General features: G+C 55.4%; 16 protein-coding genes and 1 tRNA gene. 11 read left to right on the top strand and 6 right to left on the bottom strand.

Annotated features, from left to right (window positions below):
- Positions 1-195: 195 nt before the first annotated feature.
- Both AB8818_RS08720 and AB8818_RS08715 read left to right on the top strand, forming a co-directional pair.
- Positions 196-272: transfer RNA gene (locus AB8818_RS08720), tRNA-Arg, on the top strand.
- Between the two features lie 87 nt (positions 273-359).
- Positions 360-1,580 (top strand): cytochrome P450, encoded by a 1,221-nt coding sequence (locus AB8818_RS08715; RefSeq protein WP_166710347.1) that lies wholly within the window; start codon positions 360-362, stop codon positions 1,578-1,580.
- Positions 1,581-1,702: 122 nt separating this feature from the next.
- On the opposite strand, the gene AB8818_RS08710 is transcribed toward AB8818_RS08715, so the two are convergent.
- From AB8818_RS08710 to AB8818_RS08700, 3 genes are all read right to left on the bottom strand, one after another.
- The gene (locus AB8818_RS08710) at positions 1,703-2,533 is read right to left on the bottom strand and encodes an EAL domain-containing protein (protein WP_192983362.1); all 831 of its coding nucleotides are present in this window, start codon (positions 2,531-2,533) and stop codon (positions 1,703-1,705) included.
- Between the two features lie 50 nt (positions 2,534-2,583).
- Complete coding sequence (locus AB8818_RS08705) at positions 2,584-4,509, bottom strand: methyl-accepting chemotaxis protein (protein ID WP_192983361.1); 1,926 nt, start codon at positions 4,507-4,509, stop codon at positions 2,584-2,586.
- A gap of 134 nt (positions 4,510-4,643) precedes the next feature.
- Positions 4,644-5,084 (bottom strand): transcriptional regulator, encoded by a 441-nt coding sequence (locus tag AB8818_RS08700; RefSeq protein WP_192983359.1) that lies wholly within the window; start codon positions 5,082-5,084, stop codon positions 4,644-4,646.
- Between the two features lie 563 nt (positions 5,085-5,647).
- Here AB8818_RS08700 and AB8818_RS08695 point away from each other — a divergent pair.
- From AB8818_RS08695 to pheP, 5 genes are all read left to right on the top strand, one after another.
- Positions 5,648-6,439 (top strand): winged helix-turn-helix domain-containing protein, encoded by a 792-nt coding sequence (locus AB8818_RS08695; RefSeq protein WP_192983357.1) that lies wholly within the window; start codon positions 5,648-5,650, stop codon positions 6,437-6,439.
- Positions 6,426-6,890 carry a hypothetical protein gene (locus tag AB8818_RS08690; RefSeq protein WP_192983355.1) on the top strand — a complete coding sequence of 155 codons (465 nt, stop codon included), beginning with the start codon at positions 6,426-6,428 and terminating at the stop codon, positions 6,888-6,890. Before AB8818_RS08695 ends, AB8818_RS08690 begins: the two co-directional genes overlap by 14 nt.
- A gap of 159 nt (positions 6,891-7,049) precedes the next feature.
- The gene (locus AB8818_RS08685; RefSeq protein ID WP_192983353.1) at positions 7,050-9,233 is read left to right on the top strand and encodes a TonB-dependent siderophore receptor; all 2,184 of its coding nucleotides are present in this window, start codon (positions 7,050-7,052) and stop codon (positions 9,231-9,233) included.
- A gap of 127 nt (positions 9,234-9,360) precedes the next feature.
- A complete protein-coding gene (locus tag AB8818_RS08680) occupies positions 9,361-11,334 on the top strand; it encodes a PhoX family phosphatase (protein ID WP_192983351.1) in 1,974 nt (657 codons plus the stop codon).
- Positions 11,335-11,436: 102 nt separating this feature from the next.
- Positions 11,437-12,825 carry a phenylalanine transporter gene (gene pheP, locus AB8818_RS08675; protein WP_192983348.1) on the top strand — a complete coding sequence of 463 codons (1,389 nt, stop codon included), beginning with the start codon at positions 11,437-11,439 and terminating at the stop codon, positions 12,823-12,825.
- 98 nt (positions 12,826-12,923) lie between these two features.
- Here pheP and AB8818_RS08670 read toward each other — a convergent pair whose 3' ends face one another.
- Both AB8818_RS08670 and AB8818_RS08665 read right to left on the bottom strand, forming a co-directional pair.
- The gene (locus tag AB8818_RS08670; RefSeq protein WP_116341386.1) at positions 12,924-13,223 is read right to left on the bottom strand and encodes a helix-turn-helix domain-containing protein; all 300 of its coding nucleotides are present in this window, start codon (positions 13,221-13,223) and stop codon (positions 12,924-12,926) included.
- On the bottom strand, positions 13,211-13,573 hold the full coding sequence (locus tag AB8818_RS08665) for a type II toxin-antitoxin system RelE/ParE family toxin (RefSeq protein WP_163330534.1): 363 nt from the start codon (positions 13,571-13,573) through the stop codon (positions 13,211-13,213). Before AB8818_RS08665 ends, AB8818_RS08670 begins: the two co-directional genes overlap by 13 nt.
- A 204-nt stretch (positions 13,574-13,777) precedes the next feature.
- Between AB8818_RS08665 and AB8818_RS08660 the strand changes: the two genes are divergently transcribed.
- The 4 genes from AB8818_RS08660 to AB8818_RS08645 all read left to right on the top strand — a co-directional run bounded on the left by AB8818_RS08660 (position 13,778) and on the right by AB8818_RS08645 (position 18,239).
- Positions 13,778-15,016: an MFS transporter gene (locus AB8818_RS08660; protein ID WP_116341381.1), complete on the top strand. Its 1,239-nt coding sequence runs from the start codon at positions 13,778-13,780 to the stop codon at positions 15,014-15,016.
- 15 nt (positions 15,017-15,031) lie between these two features.
- Positions 15,032-16,057 carry a sugar phosphate isomerase/epimerase gene (locus AB8818_RS08655; protein WP_192983345.1) on the top strand — a complete coding sequence of 342 codons (1,026 nt, stop codon included), beginning with the start codon at positions 15,032-15,034 and terminating at the stop codon, positions 16,055-16,057.
- A complete protein-coding gene (locus tag AB8818_RS08650; RefSeq protein WP_192983342.1) occupies positions 16,050-17,192 on the top strand; it encodes a Gfo/Idh/MocA family protein in 1,143 nt (380 codons plus the stop codon). The genes AB8818_RS08655 and AB8818_RS08650 overlap by 8 nt, the downstream gene beginning before the upstream one ends.
- A gap of 75 nt (positions 17,193-17,267) precedes the next feature.
- Complete coding sequence (locus AB8818_RS08645) at positions 17,268-18,239, top strand: LacI family DNA-binding transcriptional regulator (protein ID WP_192983339.1); 972 nt, start codon at positions 17,268-17,270, stop codon at positions 18,237-18,239.
- On the opposite strand, the gene AB8818_RS08640 is transcribed toward AB8818_RS08645, so the two are convergent.
- Positions 18,240-19,484 carry a mechanosensitive ion channel family protein gene (locus AB8818_RS08640; RefSeq protein WP_163330530.1) on the bottom strand — a complete coding sequence of 415 codons (1,245 nt, stop codon included), beginning with the start codon at positions 19,482-19,484 and terminating at the stop codon, positions 18,240-18,242. It abuts the gene before it with no gap.
- Positions 19,485-19,500 lie beyond the last annotated feature (16 nt).

The following is a 19,500-nucleotide window of genomic DNA, read 5'->3' as shown; positions in this document are numbered from 1 at the left end:
GGCGTTACTTAAATGCAACTAAGCCTTTTCGCAGTGCTGAATTTTACGGTGAAACAGGGAGAAATGTTGAGAAAATAGCCGTATTTACAATCGGCTAGGGGTAATTGCCCCGGAAAACGGAAAAGGCATTGACTCACCTGCCATTGACCGTATAATTCTTCGCGTTTCACCACCGCGAAGTACACTCTTCTCAGTGCGCCCTTAGCTCAGTTGGATAGAGCAACGGCCTTCTAAGCCGTAGGTCGTAGGTTCGAATCCTACAGGGCGTGCCATTATCCTTATCCTTTACTGAAATATTTGAACTGAAACATATCCCTGCTTTACTGAAAGGTGATTAATCCTGCGATGAGGGTCCACCTGTGGCATATGTCGACAAAGCACTTCGGTTTAATCCCGCCTCACCTGTCTTTCAGGAAAATCTTCATAACGTCTATCAGCATATGCGACACCACCAGCCGGTGGCGCGAATCGGTAAAACGTGGGTGCTTACCCGCTATCAGGATGTTTATCAGGCGCTAAAAGAGCGAGCGTTCGTCTCTTCGGGCATACCTGAAGATGTTCATACCGAAATGGAAAAACAGTGCTTCAATCTCTCGCCTCCTTTACGGGATCTTCTCTACGGCATTGTGCTGTTTGAAGATGGAAATGTGCATCGCGCGCACCGTCAGGCGCTGCAGGCTCTGTTTACCGGCGAATCCTGGGCGGCACTAACCCGGCTTGTTTCTGAGGAGTCGCATTCAGTGGTGGCAGATTTAACAACCACCGGCACATTTGACGGCATAAGCCAGCTTGCTGCGCCGCTCTGGGGAAAACTGTTTACCGCCTGGCTCAACCTGCCGAAAGCGCAGCAGGAGGTGGTAGAACAAGAGAAAAATGCCATCCGGCTCTTATTAGATCCCAGCGCCATCGATCGAGAGGGACTTGAGCGGCTGGTCGTGGCGCTTTCCCGTCTGGATGACAGTTTTCGACAACTTGCACAGGCGCACGGGCAGGGTTACGACTCGCTTTTTTATCGCAGCCTTCTGAAAGGATATGGCGGCGATCGGGATGCGCTTGCCGCACGGTTTAGCACCGACTGCGTCACGATGCTTATCGGCGGCAGTGAAACCAGCGAAGCGTTAACCGGAAACCTGGTGTATATGCTGGCACAGCATCCTGAACTACAGGAACGCGTCAGAAATAACACTCTCCGGATGAAAGAGATCGTCAGTGAAACCATGCGCTTTGAGTCTCCGCTGCAGATGGGCAGACGAAGGGTTGCAGCTCCCGTGCAGTTTCTGGGGCGCGAACTTAAAGCCGGGGATAACATCTTATTATGCCTCGGCTCTGCGAATCGGGATGAAAGCGTCTTTGAAGAGGCGTGGCGCTTTATTCCCGGCCGCAAGAACGCGCAGCGACAGCTGGGATTTGGCGCCGGTGTACACCAGTGTATTGGGCAACTGCTGGCGCAGTGTCAGGCTGAAACGCTGGCGATGGCCTTAAGCGAACGCGGGACGATCTCTCTTGTGGGAGACGCGAAATGGTCGAATCGAAGCCTGATTCTCCGTACGCTGGAGACGCTGCCTGTTAAAATTATCTAAGCGATAATGAGAGTAATGACAGGATGAGGATCCTATTCCCTCGTGATTCACAATAATATTCACGACACCGAGAACTAGAAATAATGTCATTGCAGCCGCTCCCAACGCAGAGTGGCTGTCCTTCAGCAAGCATTAACTTTTCCGACGAGTTCATCGATCTTCATAGGCTTACCGAAATAGTAACCCTGCAAAAAATCGCTGTCCTTTAAGCGCAGATAGTCGGCCTGAGCCTTTGTTTCTACGCCCTCGGCAATAATCCTCAGGTGCATTTTTTTCGCCAATTCGATAAGACTGTCCACCAGTCTGGTATCGCCATTTTCACTAATCTGGCTGACAAACAGTTTGTCTATCTTGATGAATTCGGGGTCTAGCGCGTGAATGTAAGAGATGTTGGAACAGCCGGTCCCAAAGTCATCCAACGCCAGGGAGATATTGGCTTGTCGGAGCGTTGCAAACCATTCGCTTAACTGAGGAGTGAAATGCAGCGGATCGCGTTCCGTAATTTCGATAACCAGCTGGACCTGGCTCGACGCGAGTTTTTGCAAAAGCTCAAGCGTATCCGTCTCGAAGCGCGGATCGAGGCAGTTACGGGCGCTCAGATTAAGGTTGATATAAAGCCGGTCAGGGAAAAGGTGAATTCGATGCTGAAGATCGGCAATGACCTGCTGAATCAGATGATGCGTTAGCGGGGCGATAAGCCGGTGTTTCTCTGCCAGCGGGATAAATGTATCTGGAGACACGGGACCGTACAGAGGATGATTCCAGCGAGCGAGTACCTCGATACCCGCGATAGTGCCCGTCTGGCTGTTAAAGAAGGGCTGGTAAACCGGCACAATCTCGCGCTTCTCGATGGCCGCGCTCAGGGTGCTTTCCGGGGAGAGGGTAAGCAGGCGGGCCAACAGTGCATTGAAGCGGGTGAACCATCCTGAGGTTAATTTTGTTGTGGTTATCATCGTGAGCCTTAAGCGCGCGGCGCCCTCTCCGGACAGCCGCGCGGTGGTTATCAGAATTTGACCCAGTCATCCTGGTCATGGGAAGAAGATCGTTTAATAGGGGTCACGCTGGCGGTTAGCTGGCTTTCTCGTTGGCGGGGTTTGTGCCCGTTTGACACACGGAAAATCGACACCACTTTTTCAAGCTGCACGGCCTGATCCTCCAGCGAACTTGCCGCAGCGGAAGACTCTTCCACCAGGGCGGCATTTTGCTGAGTGGTGGTGTCCATTTCTGCCATCGCCTGGGCAATCTGCGAAATTCCGCGGCTTTGCTCATCAGTGGCGGCGGCAATTTCGTTCATAATGTCACGCACCTGCGCCACGGATGTCTCTATTTTCGTCATCGCATCCCCTGCGCTTTCAACCAGACTAAAGCCGGTATCCACCTGCACGACCGATTCGTTAATCAGGTTTTCAATCTCTTTTGCTGACTGCGCGCTGCGCTGAGCAAGGGTTCTCACTTCTGCGGCAACCACGGCAAAGCCTTTACCCTGGTCGCCCGCTCTGGCGGCCTCAACGGCGGCATTTAGCGCCAGAATATTGGTCTGGAAGGCGATACTGTTAATCACGGTGGTGATCTCTGAAATGCGGTGCGAACTGCTGCGCACGTTTTTCATCGTATCGATCACCTTCAGTGAGATCTGACTCCCTTCCGTCGCATTTTGCGCGGCTTCATCAGCCAGCTGGCGCGCATGATTAGCATTCTCGGCGTTGAGCGCGACGGTAGAAGTCAACTCTTCCATGCTGGCGGCGGTTTCGACGACGGCGGCTGACTGCTGTTCGGTGCGCGAAGAGAGGTCCATATTGCCTGCGGCAATTTCTGAAGACGAACGGGCGACGCTATCCACCCCATTGCGTACGTCATTAATGATGTTTTTCAGGTTTGCATTCATGGTCGCAACGGCCTGCATCAGCAGACCCGGCTCATCACGACGTGTGCTGGTCAGTGTGCTGGTGAGGTCGCCCTGGGCGATTTGCTCTGCAACACGCAGGGTCTCATTAAGCGGACGGGTGATGGACAGGGTGATGCCCATCGCTAAGAGGACACCAAGCGCAAGACCGATGGCAGCAACGATGCCCATCTGTATCTGAACGCTATCAACCGTATCAGACACTTTTTTCTGCTGCAGGCTAAATAATGTCTGGATGGCCTGCGTCAGCGTTATCGCTTTACCGGTTAAGGTATCGGAGAGTGTCGACTGTTGATTCCAGACGTTTTGGTAATTTATTAACTCTGCCGCGACGTTTTGCATGTCTTCCAGGCCTGACTGCAGCCAGACCTTTTGTTCCTCGGTAGCAACCGAAAGCAGTTGTTCGGTGTCCGATTTTGCGATGTCCAGACGCGCGCGGATCCCTTTCATTAACGCATCCGTAGGATGCTGTTTATAGAGGGTAACCTGAGAATCAATGTCGCTCATGACAAACGCAATCTGAGCGGCCACAAAGGCGTGCGAAGCGTCCAGCGAGCCATTTCGGCTGAGCGTGGAAGCCAGGCCGGAGTTATCGCACAGTCCCTGAGTGCTCAGTTTCTGTTCGCTGATTTTCTTCTCAGAAAGGGATTTTGTGAAAGGCAGCAGGGTGGCGACGTAGCTGTTCACCGCATTTGCCGTATCGTCCAGCGCTTTTTTTCCTTCCGGGGACCAGGACAGTTTTTCCATACTGGCGACAATGCTCTGCATGCGCTGGGAGGCGGCGTTGGTCTGATCAAGGTACTTCTGGTCGAGCGTGTACTGAAAATTCGTCCGCCCTAAGCGAACCTGCGTCAGGGCGTTAAACAGGTCGGTGGTATGGCCGTTCTTTTCGACTTTATCCTGAATGTTGCTGAGACCCAGCAAACCTGAAATCAGAATAATAATCGTCACGAGCAGCACGAGAGAAAAACCAAAGAATAACTTCTTACGAACTTTCAAGTTGGCAAAATGGTTGATTATGCTCATATATAAAATTCCAGTGTTGGTATAAACCAAACAACAGTGCTAATAAATCATTAACGAAAAAAATGCTGAGGCAGAGAGATGATAAAAAAAAGCCCCTCACACGTGAGTGCTCAGGGCAAGAACCTGAGTTGACATCACTCACTCAGGCTATCTGTCTTCTCCTCTTTTTTAACAGAATGAGCCGGGAGTTCGCTCATTCTGTAATAAACGGGGATAACATCCGAATAATTAATGATGTAACCACACCCTTTAATATTGCGAATAAAATTTTCTGGTAACCCTAGCATACTCAGTTTGTTGTTGAGATTGCGCAGAACCTGCCACAGTCGTTGTGTGGAGGGGCTCAGATTATGCGCCTCCCAAATTTCTTCAAAGAGCTCTTCTTTAGGGATGGGCTGGGCTCTGCCATTCATCAACAAATAAAGGAAAAGCCTGAGCATCGTTTCATTAAAATAAATAGAGGCAAATGCAATACTTTTATCACTCTGGATGCCAGTAAGGCGGTAGAGTCTGCGGTTAGAAATATCAAAATGAATGTCATCACCGATCATAAACCCATATAGACGATAACCCATATCTAATACCCATATTAAATGAAGACGAACTTGCATCACTACATATAAGCGCTGAGATAATCCATACCGTTTATAGGGTGGATTATATGGCTGCAATAAATGCTTTCCAATACACATCCCTGTGCGCTATGAGAAACCGGTTGTACCTCACCCTGGCATGGAGTTTTTGTCGATATAAGTTGTATTTTTGGAATAAAACGCCAGATGCTTTTCATTTTTCTTTTGTTTGTTCTGAGAATCGATGTGCAATCGACCGCTCAACATAAAAATGCAAATTTTGAAAAAGATTCAGCATTTCTTTCTGTGGACACTACCAGGTAATGAGAAGCCTGATAGCGCCCTTTCGATACCGCATAGGTTACGATTCCTCTGCAGCAAAGAGGAGTGAAGATAAATGATTTATACTGATTAAGTTGATCCTTGAGGTGAGAGGGAATGGGGAGTGAAAACCAATAATTCGTTGATAATAAATAACTAATTCCTGAATCAGAAAACGGATACGGATGTGAAAGTATAATAATGATGAATGTACAAAATCCCTGCGCGTTAACGGCCGGTGCGTCATGAAGCCCGTCTTTCTGATAAACGGCACCGTGCTTTTTGAGCCTGAGCTGCGTCGACTGTGCTCACTTTCGGGCTACCCTGAGCGCGCTGTGCTCCTGCATGCTCCGGTTAGCGAGTGCCTGCTACAGCTGGTTGAACACAACGGTGAGGTGCTTACGCAACGTTATCTTTTCTCAGCGGTATGGGAAAAACAGGGTGCAGTTGTCTCGACCAACGCCCTCTACCAGACTATCGCCTCTATCCGTAAGGCCCTTAAGATGGCGGGTCTGGCAGATAATGTTGTGCAAACCGTACCCAAAGCGGGGTTTAAGTCGGTTGCTCAAATTCAGACAGGTACACTCGACACCTTTATCGCGACGGACGCGGCTTCGCCAGCCGACCTGCAAACTGAAGCTTCCGTGCCGACACCGCGTGTAGCAGATAACCCTTTCCGCTTTCTCTCAGGGAAAATAGCGTATGGCGTCGCTACGGTGTTATTTATCCTTTCGTGTATGGTTCTCTATCAACAGTTGCATGAAAAACGCGCCGGATTTGAAACCTATCAACCGATAGGCAATATTGCAGGGTGCGACGTTTATTCCTCCTGGTATGACAAAATAAAAAGTCAGCGGATATATATTGGCCTGACCAAACGTTATCCCATTCAGTGCAACGCCGGTGGGGTGGCCTATATCACGCTCAACCGTTATCAAAATGGAACGTCGGTGATTGTGTGCGATAAATTGCCTGAGGTTGCTGGTGCACAATGTGATTCCATTTTGTACAGGGAGCAATACCATGAAAATGACTAGCCGGAGTGTGCGCTGGTTGTTCATCCTGTTGATGATTATCGCGCCACTTTTTTATGCCTGGTATACGCATTATCAGCGGAATCATTTTACCTGTGAGAGTCATCTCATTATTGTTGATGAAAGTTCGCGGCTAGATGCCCTCATGACGTTTACATTTAATAATGGTGCTGGCAGTTACGATTCCACCGGAGAATACAGTCAGGCGGGTCACGAAACGGTTGCCATCAGCAATAAAATTGCCTTCCGTTACTGGCGCGAAGAAGGGCGAATTATTATGATTTCCAGTGATACAAACGAGCGCCCGAAAAAAGACGAACCTTTTCGTCACTCTATTCCCGATTTTTTCCGTCAACGCGACCATGGCATTAGTATACAGCTCGTTCCGGTAAACGCTGCTTCCTACCTCTTCATCTTCGGAAATACTCCCGCGTTTTACTGTGCTAAAGGATGAGGGGGCCCCTTTATCACGCACTTTTTTGAGCTGGATCTTGCGCATATTTGCGCTTGCCAAAGTATAGATAATGCGTATAGTTCTCATTTGCATTGCAACTAATACATTCTAAGGCCCGCCAACGGGTCATTTTTGCGCGCACTTTCAAACGAGTTAACGATGAACAACACCAAAATGCACAAAACGCTGCTGGCACTCGCCATTGGCGCGGTTACACATTCCGCCTGCGCGGCGGAGGATAAAAAAGAAGACACCATTGTTGTGCAGTCTGCACCTGCCGGCGACTTCAAACCCGGCGGCGACCAGCTGGTGCCGGCCTTCCTTGACGGGCAGGTGGCGAACGGCGGACGCATGGGGATGCTCGGACAGCAGAACGCCATGGACGTGCCGTTCAACATCATCAGCTACACCTCGAAGCTGGTGGAAGATCAGCAGGCGAAAACCATTGCTGACGTGGTCGCCAACGACGCGGGCGTGCAGTTCGTTCAGGGGTACGGCAACAGCGCTGAAACCTTCCGCATTCGCGGCCTGAAGTTTGACGGCGACGACATGACCTTTGGCGGTCTGTCCGGCGTGCTGCCGCGTCAGGTGGTGGATGCCCAGATGGTCGACCGCATCGAGATCTTCAAAGGGGCAAACTCCCTCATGAACGGCGCGGCAAGCTCCGGCGTGGGCGGGATGATCAACCTTGAGCCAAAACACGCGGGCGACACCCCCCAGGCGAAAGTGGGCGCGGACTACACCTCGGACTCCCAGATTGGCACCACGCTGGATGCAGGCCGTCGCTTTGGCGATAACGACCAGTTCGGCGCACGTGTGAACCTCGTCCATCGTGAAGGGGAAACCGGCGTACCGAACGATCGCCGCCGCACCACGCTGCTCTCCACCGGCCTGGACTACAAAGGCGACCGCTTCCGCTCCTCGCTGGACCTGGGCTATCAGAAAAAAACCTTCCACGGCAGCCCGACCAGCGTCAACATCTCGGCGGTGGATTTCGTGCCTGAACCGCCGAAAAACGATCGGAACTTCTCGCAGAAGTGGGCCTACAGCGATATCGAAAACGAGTTCGGGATGTGGCGCAGCGAGTACGACATTACCGATAACTGGACGGCCTATACCGGCCTGGGCGCGCAGCACGCGCATGAAGAAGGGATCTACAGCGCGCCGAAGCTGGTGGACAAGAGTGGCAAGGCGACGGTCAGCCGTCTGGATACCAACCGCATCAGCGATTCCGTCAGCGGCATGGCGGGTATTCGCGGTAACTTCACTACCGGCTTCGTCTCGCACAAGGTGAACGTCGGGTATTCCGCGATGACTAAAAACGAAAAAATCGCGTGGAAAATGTCGGCGGCGAAGGATAACCCGACCACCAACATCTATCACAACACCGGCGTCGATATGCCGGACAGCACTAACTTCAACGGCTCCGGCGGCAAATACAGCGATCCGCTGACCAGCGGGCGCACCCGCACCCAGGGCTGGCTGCTGAGCGATACCCTGGGCGTGCTTGACGACAAGCTGCTGTTCACCGCAGGCGCGCGCCATCAGAAAGTGGTCGTTCGCGGGTATAACAAAATCACCGGCGCAGAGAACGACGCGGACGGTTTCGACGGCAGCCGCTGGATGCCAACCTACGGCGTGGTCTACAAACCGTGGGAGGAAATTTCCCTCTACGCCAACCACACCGAAGCGCTGCAGCCGGGCAAAACCGCACCTAACACCGCCACCAACTACGGTCAGAGCACCGGCATCGTTCACTCTAAGCAGAATGAAGTGGGCGTGAAGGCGGACTTCGGCCGCGTGGGCGGCTCGCTGGCGCTGTTTGAGATCAAAATGCCGTCGGCGATCCTCGATGCTAACAATCACTACGGCCTGGATGCGGAGCAGCGTAACCGTGGCGTGGAGCTGAACGTCTTCGGCGAGCCGATGCTCGGGATGCGCCTGAACGCCAGCGCCACCTGGCTGCAGGCGGAGCTGACCAAAACCAAAAACGGCGTGAACCAGGGCAACGATGCGATCGGTATTCCGAACTTCTACGCCGTGCTGGGCGCGGAGTACGACATCAAGCCGGTTGACGGCCTGACGGCGACCGCGCGGGTGAACCACTCCGGCACGCAGTATGCCGACCTCGCGAACAGCAAAAAGCTCGACAGCTACACCACGCTGGATCTGGGCATGCGCTATCGCTTCGCGGTGAACCACAACGCAAACCAGATGACCGTGCGCGCGGGTATCGATAACGTGACCAACGAAAACTACTGGGCCAGCGTGGACGACTCCGGTACCTACATCACTCAGGGCGAACCGCGGACCTTTAAGGTCTCGGTTGGCTACGAGTTCTAAGCGTTCCACCTCGTTATCCGGGGCACGGATGCCCCCATCCTTCCGTCACAGTGTTATAAAATTGTAATAAAAGCTTCTTACACTGGTCGCCACATCCTTACCTCTTGGCCAATGACAGGAAGCCGCTATGGGCAGACCCCTCAAATCCGTTTTTAAAAAAGAACATCGCGACGATATCGCTAATCGCAGCGCTAACCCGGTATTCTCCGAGGTGGCAGAGGTGTTCCTCTCCCGCCGCCGTTTCCTCCAGATGGGTGCCGTCGCGGGCGCTGCCGTTTCATTCCCCTTTTTGATCAAACCCGAAAATGCCGTTGCCGCGGTATCGAAGCCTTCCGCGCTGGCAAAAGCGGTTTCCCTGGGCTTTACCAGTATCGACGTCTCCACGGAAGATACGGTCAGGGTGCCGGAAGGCTATATTGCCCGCCCGTTCTATCGCTGGGGTGACCCGACGGGGATCAAGAACAACATGCCGGCCTTTAAGCCGGACGCCAGCAACACCACGGACGAACAGGCCGTACAGGCGGGCATGCACCACGACGGCATGGCGTGGTTTAGTCTGCCGCAGGGGGAGCAAAACCCGGATCATGGCCTGCTGGCAATGAACCATGAATACATCGACAACGGGATGCTGTTTACCGACGGTACGGCGAACTGGAGCCTCGACAAAGCCCGCAAGGGGCAGAACGCGATGGGCGTCTCGGTAGTGGAAGTGAAAAAAACGGGCAGCGACTGGCAGGTGGTACGCCCCTCTTCATATGCCCGCCGCATCACCGTCAATACGCCGATGCAGCTTACCGGCCCGGCCCGGCATCAGGACTTAATGAAAACCGCCGCCGACCCGCAGGGTGAACGCGTGCTGGGCACCATGCAAAACTGCGCCAACGGCCATACGCCGTGGGGCACCTATCTCACCTGCGAGGAGAACTGGTCGGATATTTTTGTTAAAAAAGCCGATCGTAACCCGCTGGAAAAACGCTACGGCATCAGCGACAGCGACGAATCCTACCGCTGGAACGAGGTGGATGAGCGATTCAGCGTCGATAAAACCCCTAACGAACCGAACCGTTTCGGCTGGGTCGTGGAGATCGATCCCTACAACCCAACCTCCACCCCGCGCAAGCACACCGCGCTGGGCCGCTTCAAGCATGAAGGGGCGGCCGTCACGCTCGCCGCCGACAGCCGCGTGGTGGTCTATATGGGTGACGATCAGAAGTTCGAGTACATCTATAAGTTTGTCTCGGATAAAAAATACGATCCCGCGAACCGTGAAGCCAATATGCAGCTGCTGACGTCCGGCACGCTGTACGTCGCCAGGTTCAACGAGGACGGGAGCGGCGACTGGCTGCCGCTGATCTTCGGGCAAAACGGTCTGGATAAAAGCAAAGGGTTTGAAAGCCAGGGCGATCTGCTGATTAAAACCCGCCTGGCGGCCGACGCGGTGGGGGCAACCAAAATGGATCGTCCCGAGTGGATAGCCGTCGATCCGCACGCCAGCGGCAGCGTCTACTGTACGCTCACCAACAACAGCGATCGCGGGAAAGAGGGCAAGGCGCCGGTGGATGCCGCCAACCCGCGCGCCAACAACGTGTTTGGGCATATCATGCACTGGCACGAAGAGGGGACCGATCCTGCCGCCACGCGCTTTAAGTGGGATATTCTGGTGATGGGTGGGCGGACCGACAGCGATGATCCGAAGGCCAAAGGCTCCATGCAGGGCGCGGCATTCGGCAGCCCTGATGGACTCTCTTTCGATCATCAGGGCGTCCTGTGGATCCAGACCGACGTCTCCTCCAGCACCATTAATAAGAAAGCCTACGAGGGGATGGGCAATAACCAGATGGTGGCCACCATTCCGGGCACCAACGAGTATCGCCGTTTCCTGACCGGGCCGCGCGGGTGTGAAATTACCGGCATTGCGTTTACGCCGGACAACCGGACGCTGTTTATCAACATTCAGCATCCGGGGGAGGGCGGGGATGATATTACCGACCCGGCCAATCCGCGCGCCGTCTCTAACTGGCCGGACGCCAGCCTGAACGGACGCCCGCGTTCGTCAACGGTGGTGATTACCAAAGCGGACGGCGGGATCATCGGGTCATGACGTTTATCCGCCGGGCGCACGCGCTGGCCCGGCGTTAAACTTGCTACCACCAGCATGAAGTGTTAAAACGTGCCCCTTCTAAAAAAGAGACAGGGGTAGGGCGTGAAAGACGCGTCATCCGCTTCAGGCCATGGTAGCGCTGAAGCCTCGTCGGATCAGAATCCGACGCTGCAACGTGGTTTGCAAAATCGACATATTCAGTTAATTGCTCTTGGCGGCGCGATCGGTACCGGGCTGTTTCTCGGCATCGGCCCCGCCATTCAGATGGCCGGCCCGGCGGTTCTGCTGGGTTACGCTATCGCCGGGATTATCGCCTTCCTGATCATGCGCCAGCTCGGCGAGATGGTCGTTGAAGAGCCGGTGTCAGGCTCCTTCGCACACTTTGCCTATAAATACTGGGGCCCGTTCGCCGGCTTCCTCTCCGGCTGGAACTACTGGGTGATGTTCGTGCTGGTGGGGATGGCGGAACTGACCGCCGCAGGCATCTACATGCAGTACTGGCTCCCGGACGTGCCAACGTGGATCTGGGCGGCGGCCTTCTTCATCATCATTAACGCCGTTAACCTCGTGAACGTGCGCCTGTATGGCGAAACCGAGTTCTGGTTTGCGCTGATCAAGGTGCTGGCGATTATCGGCATGATCGGTTTCGGCCTGTGGCTGCTGTTCTCCGGCCACGGCGGCGAGCGGGCCACTATCGACAACCTGTGGCAGCACGGGGGCTTCCTCGCGACCGGCTGGAAAGGGCTGATTCTCTCCCTGGCGGTGATTATGTTCTCCTTCGGCGGGCTGGAGCTGATTGGCATCACCGCTGCCGAAGCGCGCGACCCGCACAAAAGCATTCCGAAAGCGGTCAACCAGGTGGTGTACCGTATTCTGCTGTTCTACATCGGCTCGCTGGTGGTGCTGCTGGCGCTCTACCCGTGGTTGGAAGTGAAGTCCGACAGCAGCCCGTTCGTGATGATTTTCCACGATCTCAACAGCAATGTGGTGGCTTCAGCGCTGAACTTCGTCATTCTGGTGGCATCGCTGTCGGTCTATAACAGCGGGGTTTACTCCAACAGCCGCATGCTGTTTGGCCTCTCCGTGCAGGGCAACGCGCCGAAGTTTCTCACCCGCGTTAGCCGTCGCGGCGTGCCGGTGAATTCGCTATTCCTTTCCGGCGCGATTACCTCTCTGGTCGTGCTGATCAACTACCTGCTGCCGAAACAGGCCTTTGGCCTGCTGATGGCGCTGGTGGTCGCGACGCTGCTGCTGAACTGGATCATGATCTGCCTGGCGCACCTGCGCTTTCGCGCCGCGATGCGCCGCAAGGGACGCGAGACGCAGTTTAAGGCGTTGCTCTACCCGGCAGGGAACTACATCTGTATCGCCTTCCTGGGGCTGATCCTGGCGCTGATGTGCACCATGGATGAGATGCGTCTTTCGGCAATGCTGCTGCCGGTGTGGGTGGTGTTCCTGTTTATCGCATTTAAGCTCTCGCGCAAAAAGTAGCGCGGTTTTCTCCCTCTCCCTGTGGGAGAGGGCCGGGGTGAGGGCACCAGACCGCACCTGCCTTCACGCCCGGTCAGGCGAAGCAGCCACCTGCAGTATCAAATCTGAAACGCGATCCGTTTCCCATTCGGTAACGTCACATCGATGCTCATTTCACCGCCTAGCGCGCTGACATAACGTTTGAGCGTTGAAAGCCGGGGATCGTTTCCCGGCTGTTCGATTTTTGCCACAGTGGGTTGTTTTACCCCCATTGCCTCGGCCAGCTCTGTTTGCGAAACATTGAGCTCTTCCCGCAGTTGGTTCAGGGCAACAATTCTGCGCATCACTTCAACTTTAGCCGCAATCCGCTCCTGACTTTCCGCGCTCTGTTGTGCCATGAGTTCTTTTAGCGTTGCCATATGGCCTCCTTATCCGCCAGATGTCTGCTGTACTCAACGTCAGCCAGCGTAATCATTTCGTCATAAAACCGTTTTTGATTGCAACCGGTTTTGTCTCCAGCACAGAGCACAATTGCCTTACGGTCGGGATCAAAAGCAAAAAAAGCTCTGATGGGATTTCCCGCATGTTGAATCCGTAACTCTTTCATGTTCGCATAGGCTGAACCCTTCACGGTGTCTACGTATGGCCGCCCAAGCGTCGGGCCAAATTCAGCAAGAATATGCATTGTTGCCAGCACATCTTCTTTTAATGCTGTTGTTTGTTCAAAGAACCATTCATCAAATCTTTCCGTTGTCTCGACATTCCACATCGTTTCTCCTGTAGCTTCCTCGCTGTATTATTTTATAGCCTATTGGCTATAGCTACAATCAGAACGTCTCGTTTTGTCATACAACGAGCTTTATCGTGACCCCCCTCCCAAATCTGTTTCGATCCACAGGATCTTTGTTTTGTAATCGATTACTTTTTACTTGAACTGTTTTGTAATCGATTACTTTTGAGGGTGAGGCTCATCATGGTGTCAACAACTGAAAGTAGTGGGAAGGCGATAGCACAGCACCGGCTGCTGGTTCCGCGGCTGTCGCTGATGATGTTTTTGCAGTTTTTTATCTGGGGTAGCTGGTCGGTCACGCTCGGCCTGGTGATGACTCAGCACAACATGTCTTTGCTGATTGGCGATGCGTTCTCCGCCGGGCCAATCGCCTCTATTCTCTCGCCGTTCGTGCTTGGCATGCTGGTGGATCGCTTCTTTGCCTCGCAAAAGGTAATGGCGGTGATGCATCTCGCCGGGGCGGCGATCCTGTGGTTTGTTCCGGGCGCGCTGATTGCCGAAAACGGCGCGCTGCTGATTGGCCTGCTGTTTGGCTACACGCTCTGCTACATGCCGACGCTGGCGCTGACCAACAACATCGCGTTTCACAGCCTGGCGAACGTGGATAAAACCTTCCCGGTGGTGCGCGTGTTCGGCACCATCGGCTGGATCGTGGCGGGTATTTTCATCGGCGTTACCGGCGTGGCGGCAAGCGTCACCATCTTCCAGGTGGCGGCGGCCAGCTCCGTGCTGCTGGCGCTTTACAGCCTGACGCTGCCGCACACGCCAGCCCCGGCGAAAGGCCTGCCGGTCAAGGTGCGCGATCTCTTCTGCGCGGATGCCTTTGCGCTGCTCAAAACCCGCCACTTCTTCGTCTTCTCCGTCTGCGCGATGCTGATCTCCGTTCCGCTGGGCACCTACTACGCCTACACCGCCTCGTATCTCGCGGATGCCGGAATTGCCGACGTTAGCACCGCCATGTCGTTCGGGCAGATGTCCGAGATCGTCTTCATGCTGGTCATTCCGCTGTTGTTCCGCCGCCTGGGTGTGAAGGTGATGCTGCTGATCGGCATGCTGGCGTGGTTCGTGCGTTACGCCATGTTTGCGCTGGGCGTCAGCGAGGAGGGGCGCATCCTGCTGTATCTCGGCATCCTGCTCCACGGCGTCTGCTACGATTTCTTCTTTGTCGTCGGCTTTATCTACACCGACCGCGTGGCGGGCGAGAAGGTGAAAGGCCAGGCCCAGAGCATGATCGTCATGTTCACCTACGGCATCGGCATGCTGCTCGGCTCGCAGATTTCCGGCGCGCTCTATAACCGCCTGGTGGCCGGGCAGACCGTGCCGCAGGCGTGGGTGACATTCTGGTGGATCCCGGCGGTGGCTGCCGCGGCGATCGCGCTGATTTTCCTTCTCACGTTTAAGTATGACGATGACAAGGCGTAACGTTCAGGAGGTGGTATGAGGACGATAAAAGGACCCGGCATTTTTCTGTCTCAGTTTATTGGCGCAGAAGCGCCGTTTAATTCGCTCGACGGGCTGGCTGAATGGGCGGCAGGTAAAGGTTATAAAGCGGTGCAGATCCCCTGCAACCATCCGCATATTTTTGACGTCGAGAAAGCGGCTGAGAGCCAGGCCTACTGCGATGACATCACCGCTAAGCTGGCCGCGCACGGGCTGGTTATCAGCGAACTGTCGACCCATCTGGAAGGGCAGCTTGTCGCGGTAAACCCGATTTACAGCGACGCGTTTGATCACTTCGCGCCCACGTCCGTGCGCGGTAACGATGCGGCGCGCCGGGCGTGGGCCACGGAGAAGCTGAAACAGGCGGCGGTCGCCTCGGCCAGATTAGGCCTGAAAGCGCACGCCACCTTCTCCGGCTCGCTGACCTGGCCGTTTTTCTACCCGTGGCCGCCGCATAACGAACAGCGTTTTCAGGAAGCGTTCGGGGAGCTGGCAAACCGCTGGCGGCCGATTCTGGATACCTTCGACGAGCAGGGGGTGGACGTCTGCTTTGAGTTGCATCCGGGGGAAGATCTGCACGACGGCGTGACCTTCGAGCGTTTTCTGGCGCTGGTGGATAACCACCCACGCTGCAACATTCTCTTTGATCCGAGCCACATGCTGTTGCAGCAGATGGACTACCTGACCTTCATCGACATCTACCACGCGCGCATCAGGGCGTTCCACGTGAAGGATGCGGAGTTCCGCCCGAACGGGCGCAGCGGCGTGTACGGCGGCTACCAGCCGTGGATCAACCGCGCCGGACGCTTCCGGTCGCTCGGCGACGGGCAGATCGACTTTAAGGGCATTTTCAGCAAGCTGACCCAGTACGACTATGACGGCTGGGCGGTGCTGGAGTGGGAGTGCTGTCTGAAGGACGGGGATACCGGCGCGCGCGAAGGCAGCGAGTTTATCCGCCGCCACATCATTCCGGTCTCCGGACGCGCGTTTGATGATTTCGCCGCTGGAGGCAAGCATGATTAACGTCGGAATTATCGGCAGCGGGTTTATCGGCCCGGCGCATATCGAGGCGCTGCGGCGTCTCGGATACGTGCAGGTTGTGGCCCTCTGCGACGGCACGCTTGCCAAAGCGCAGGAAAAAGCGCGTCAGCTTAACGTGCCGCACGCCTACGGCAGCGTTGAGGAACTGCTCGCACACCCCGATCTGCACGTGGTGCACAACTGCACGCCTAACCACCTGCACGCGGAGATTAACCGTAAGATCCTGCGCGCGGGCAAGCACGTCTTTTCTGAAAAACCGCTGTGCATGACCCCGGACGAGGCGCGCGAGCTGGTGGAGCTGGCGGAGCGGGCGGGCGCGGTGCACGGCGTGAGCTTTGTCTATCGCCAGTTTGCGATGGTGCGCCAGGCGGCGAGCATGATGCGTGCGGGCAGCGTCGGGCGGCTGTTTGCCTCGCACGGCAGCTATCTGCAGGACTGGATGCTGCTGGAAACCGACTATAACTGGCGGGTAGATGCCTCGCTGGGCGGCGCATCACGCGCGGTGGCGGACATCGGCTCCCACTGGTGCGACACGGTGCAGTTCGTCACCGGGCGGCGCATTACCGAGGTGATGGCGGATCTCTCCATCGTCTGGCCGACGCGAAGGGCCAGCAAAGGCGGGAATCAAACTTTCTCCCACGACGAGCGGGCGGAGTATGAAGACAAACCGGTCACCACCGAAGACTTCGGCTCGGTGCTGTTCCGCTTCGACGACGGCAGCAAGGGCAGCTTTAGCGTCTCGCAGGTGAGCGCAGGGCGTAAAAACCGCCTGACGTTTGAGGTCAACGGCAGCGAGCGGTCGCTGGCGTGGGATCAGGAGGTGCCGCAGCAGCTGTGGATCGGCCATCGCGCACAGGCCAACCAGACGCTCACCGACGATCCGGGGCTGATGAACCCTGATGTGGCCGACAGCGCCCACTTCCCCGGCGGACATATCGAAGGCTGGCCGGACGCCTTCAAAAATATGATGGCGCAGTTCTACCGCGCCGTGCAGGCGGGCGCGATGCCGGATACGCCGCAGTTTGCGACGTTTCACGATGGCGCAAATGTGATGTATATCATTGATGCTATTGTGAAAAGTCATCAGCAGCAGCGCTGGGTGCGCGTGGAACAATAACGCGTTGCCCGGTTCGCCGGGCAATAAATTTATGGTAGCCTGCACAAAACGCTAACCGCAGGATGTGTCGTCGCTATGTCAATTCAGAAAATCGCTCAGCTGGCCGGGGTCTCCGTGGCGACGGTCTCCCGCGTGCTGAATAACAGCGACACCGTGAAGGCGAAAAACCGCGAGCGCGTTCTGCGGGCGATTCAGGAGAGCAACTACCAGCCAAACCTGCTCGCCCGTCAGCTGCGCACCGCCCGCAGCTATATGATCCTGGTGATGGTGTCCAACATTGCCAACCCGTTCTGCGCCGAAGTGGTGAAGGGCATCGAAGCCGAGGCGGAGAAAAACGGCTACCGCATTCTGCTGTGCAACTCCGGCTCGGACATCGAGCGCTCCCGCTCGGGATTAAGCCTGCTCTCCGGCAAAATCGTCGACGGCATTATCACCATGGACGCCTTCTCGAAGCTGCCTGAACTGGCCGCGCTGATTGGTTCTGCACCGTGGGTGCAGTGCGCCGAATACGCCGATGCGGGCGCGGTCTCCTGCGTCGGCATCAATGATGTGGACGCTTCACAGCATGCCGTCAGCCAGCTGGCCGACGGCGGCCGCAAGCGTATCGCGATGATCAACCACGATCTCAGCTACAAATATGCCCGCCTGCGCGAGCGGGGCTACAAAAGCGTGATCCACCTGCGGGATCTGGACTATCAGGCGGTGGAGTATGCCAGCGATCTCAGCTCCGGCGCGGGCATGGCCGCGATGCAAAATCTGCTAAAAGAAAACCCGCCGGATGCGGTATTTGCCGTTTCCGACACGCTGGCGGCGGGCGCGCTGCGTGCTATTCAGCAGGCCGGGCTGCTGGTGCCGGAGGATATCGCGGTCGTGGGCTTTGACGGCACCGAGCTCGCGGAGATGATTTCGCTCACCACCATCGAACAGCCGTCGCGGGATATCGGGCGCAAGGCGGTCGATCTGCTCTTAAATAAGATCGACAACCCGGATGCGCCCACTGAGAGAGTGATGATGGACTGGCGCTTTATTTCCCGCGCCAGCACCTGATTATTGCGCGATGACGCCAGCCAGGGAGCGAATATCGTTCCCGGTTGGCGACTGGTGAATGCGCAGACCAAATTCATCCACCACCGCAAAAATATGATCGAAGATGTCGGCCTGAATTTCCTCATATTCCGCCCAGACCACTGTGTTGGTGAAGGCATATATTTCAATCGGCAGGCCGTTGGCGTCCGGTGCGAGCTGGCGCACCATCAGCGTCATATCTTTGCGGATGCGCGGGTGGTTGCGCAGATATTCATTCAGGTAGGCGCGGAAGGTGCCGATATTGGTCATCTTGCGCAGATTTAATACTGATTCCCCTTCACCGTTCTGCTGATTCCACAGGCTAATTTCCTCATGACGCGCGGCCAGATAGGGCTTCAGCAGCTTCGCCTGAATCAGCTTCTGCTGCTCCTGCTCGTCGAGGAAATGAATGCTGGTGGTATCAATATTCAGGCTGCGCTTAATGCGTCGCCCGCCGGAGGCAGACATGCCGCTCCAGTTAATAAAGGCGTCAGAGACCAGCGCCCACGTCGGGATGGTGGTGATGGTGTTATCAAAGTTGCGCACCTTAACGGTGGTCAGGCCGATATCCGTCACCGTGCCGTTGGCGCCGTACTTCGGCATCTCCAGCCAGTCGCCGAGCTTGAGCATGTCGTTGGCGGAGAGCTGAATACCTGCCACCAGTCCGAGTATCGGGTCTTTAAACACCAGCATCAGAACGGCGGCCATGGCGCCCAGACCGCTTATCAGAATCGCCGGGGACTGGCCGATCAGCAGGGAAATAATCAATATCCCCACCAGGATGGCGCTCACCAGCTTGATGCCCTGGAAAATCCCTTTTAGCGGCAGCTGCGACGCGGTGGCCATTTTCTGCGACAGGTTAAAAATCACGTCCAGCAGCGAGAAGAAGGAGAGCAGGGCATACACCATCACCCACAGCTTCGCGCAGGTGGTGAGCATTTCCGCCGCTTCGCTGCCTTTTTGCAGCCACAGCACCGCCTGAACGTTGACGATTATCCCCTGAAGGGTAAAGGCCAGACGGTGAAATAATTTATTCTGGGTAATGATCTGCAACCATAAATGGCTGCTGGCCTGCGCGCGTTTCTCAAATGCGCGCAGCACCACTTTGTGAAGAATAAAATGAACGATGATGGCGGTAAGAAAAATAATACCAAAGATAATCACTAAAGAGGTGGTGTGATTAATTTCAATGCCTAACTCTTCAACCTGAGCAATTAATTCCTGCATAACATCTCCTGTATTG

Source organism: Enterobacter sp. KB-280D8 (assembly GCF_041399405.1).
Taxonomy (GTDB): domain Bacteria; phylum Pseudomonadota; class Gammaproteobacteria; order Enterobacterales; family Enterobacteriaceae; genus Enterobacter; species Enterobacter cloacae_N.
This window is presented reverse-complemented; position numbering and strand designations above follow the sequence as displayed.

Bases quoted from the DNA above. Each gene is read 5' to 3' on its own strand.
- AB8818_RS08710 (WP_192983362.1), bottom strand. From the start codon at position 2,533: ATGATAACCACAACAAAATTAACCTCAGGATGGTTCACCCGCTTCAAT.
- AB8818_RS08705 (WP_192983361.1), bottom strand. From the start codon at position 4,509: ATGAGCATAATCAACCATTTTGCCAACTTGAAAGTTCGTAAGAAGTTA.
- AB8818_RS08700 (WP_192983359.1), bottom strand. From the start codon at position 5,084: ATGGGTTATCGTCTATATGGGTTTATGATCGGTGATGACATTCATTTT.
- AB8818_RS08695 (WP_192983357.1), top strand. From the start codon at position 5,648: ATGAAGCCCGTCTTTCTGATAAACGGCACCGTGCTTTTTGAGCCTGAG.
- AB8818_RS08690 (WP_192983355.1), top strand. From the start codon at position 6,426: ATGAAAATGACTAGCCGGAGTGTGCGCTGGTTGTTCATCCTGTTGATG.
- AB8818_RS08685 (WP_192983353.1), top strand. From the start codon at position 7,050: ATGAACAACACCAAAATGCACAAAACGCTGCTGGCACTCGCCATTGGC.
- AB8818_RS08680 (WP_192983351.1), top strand. From the start codon at position 9,361: ATGGGCAGACCCCTCAAATCCGTTTTTAAAAAAGAACATCGCGACGAT.
- AB8818_RS08670 (WP_116341386.1), bottom strand. From the start codon at position 13,223: ATGGCAACGCTAAAAGAACTCATGGCACAACAGAGCGCGGAAAGTCAG.
- AB8818_RS08665 (WP_163330534.1), bottom strand. From the start codon at position 13,573: ATGTGGAATGTCGAGACAACGGAAAGATTTGATGAATGGTTCTTTGAA.
- AB8818_RS08660 (WP_116341381.1), top strand. From the start codon at position 13,778: ATGGTGTCAACAACTGAAAGTAGTGGGAAGGCGATAGCACAGCACCGG.
- AB8818_RS08655 (WP_192983345.1), top strand. From the start codon at position 15,032: ATGAGGACGATAAAAGGACCCGGCATTTTTCTGTCTCAGTTTATTGGC.
- AB8818_RS08650 (WP_192983342.1), top strand. From the start codon at position 16,050: ATGATTAACGTCGGAATTATCGGCAGCGGGTTTATCGGCCCGGCGCAT.
- AB8818_RS08645 (WP_192983339.1), top strand. From the start codon at position 17,268: ATGTCAATTCAGAAAATCGCTCAGCTGGCCGGGGTCTCCGTGGCGACG.
- AB8818_RS08640 (WP_163330530.1), bottom strand. From the start codon at position 19,484: ATGCAGGAATTAATTGCTCAGGTTGAAGAGTTAGGCATTGAAATTAAT.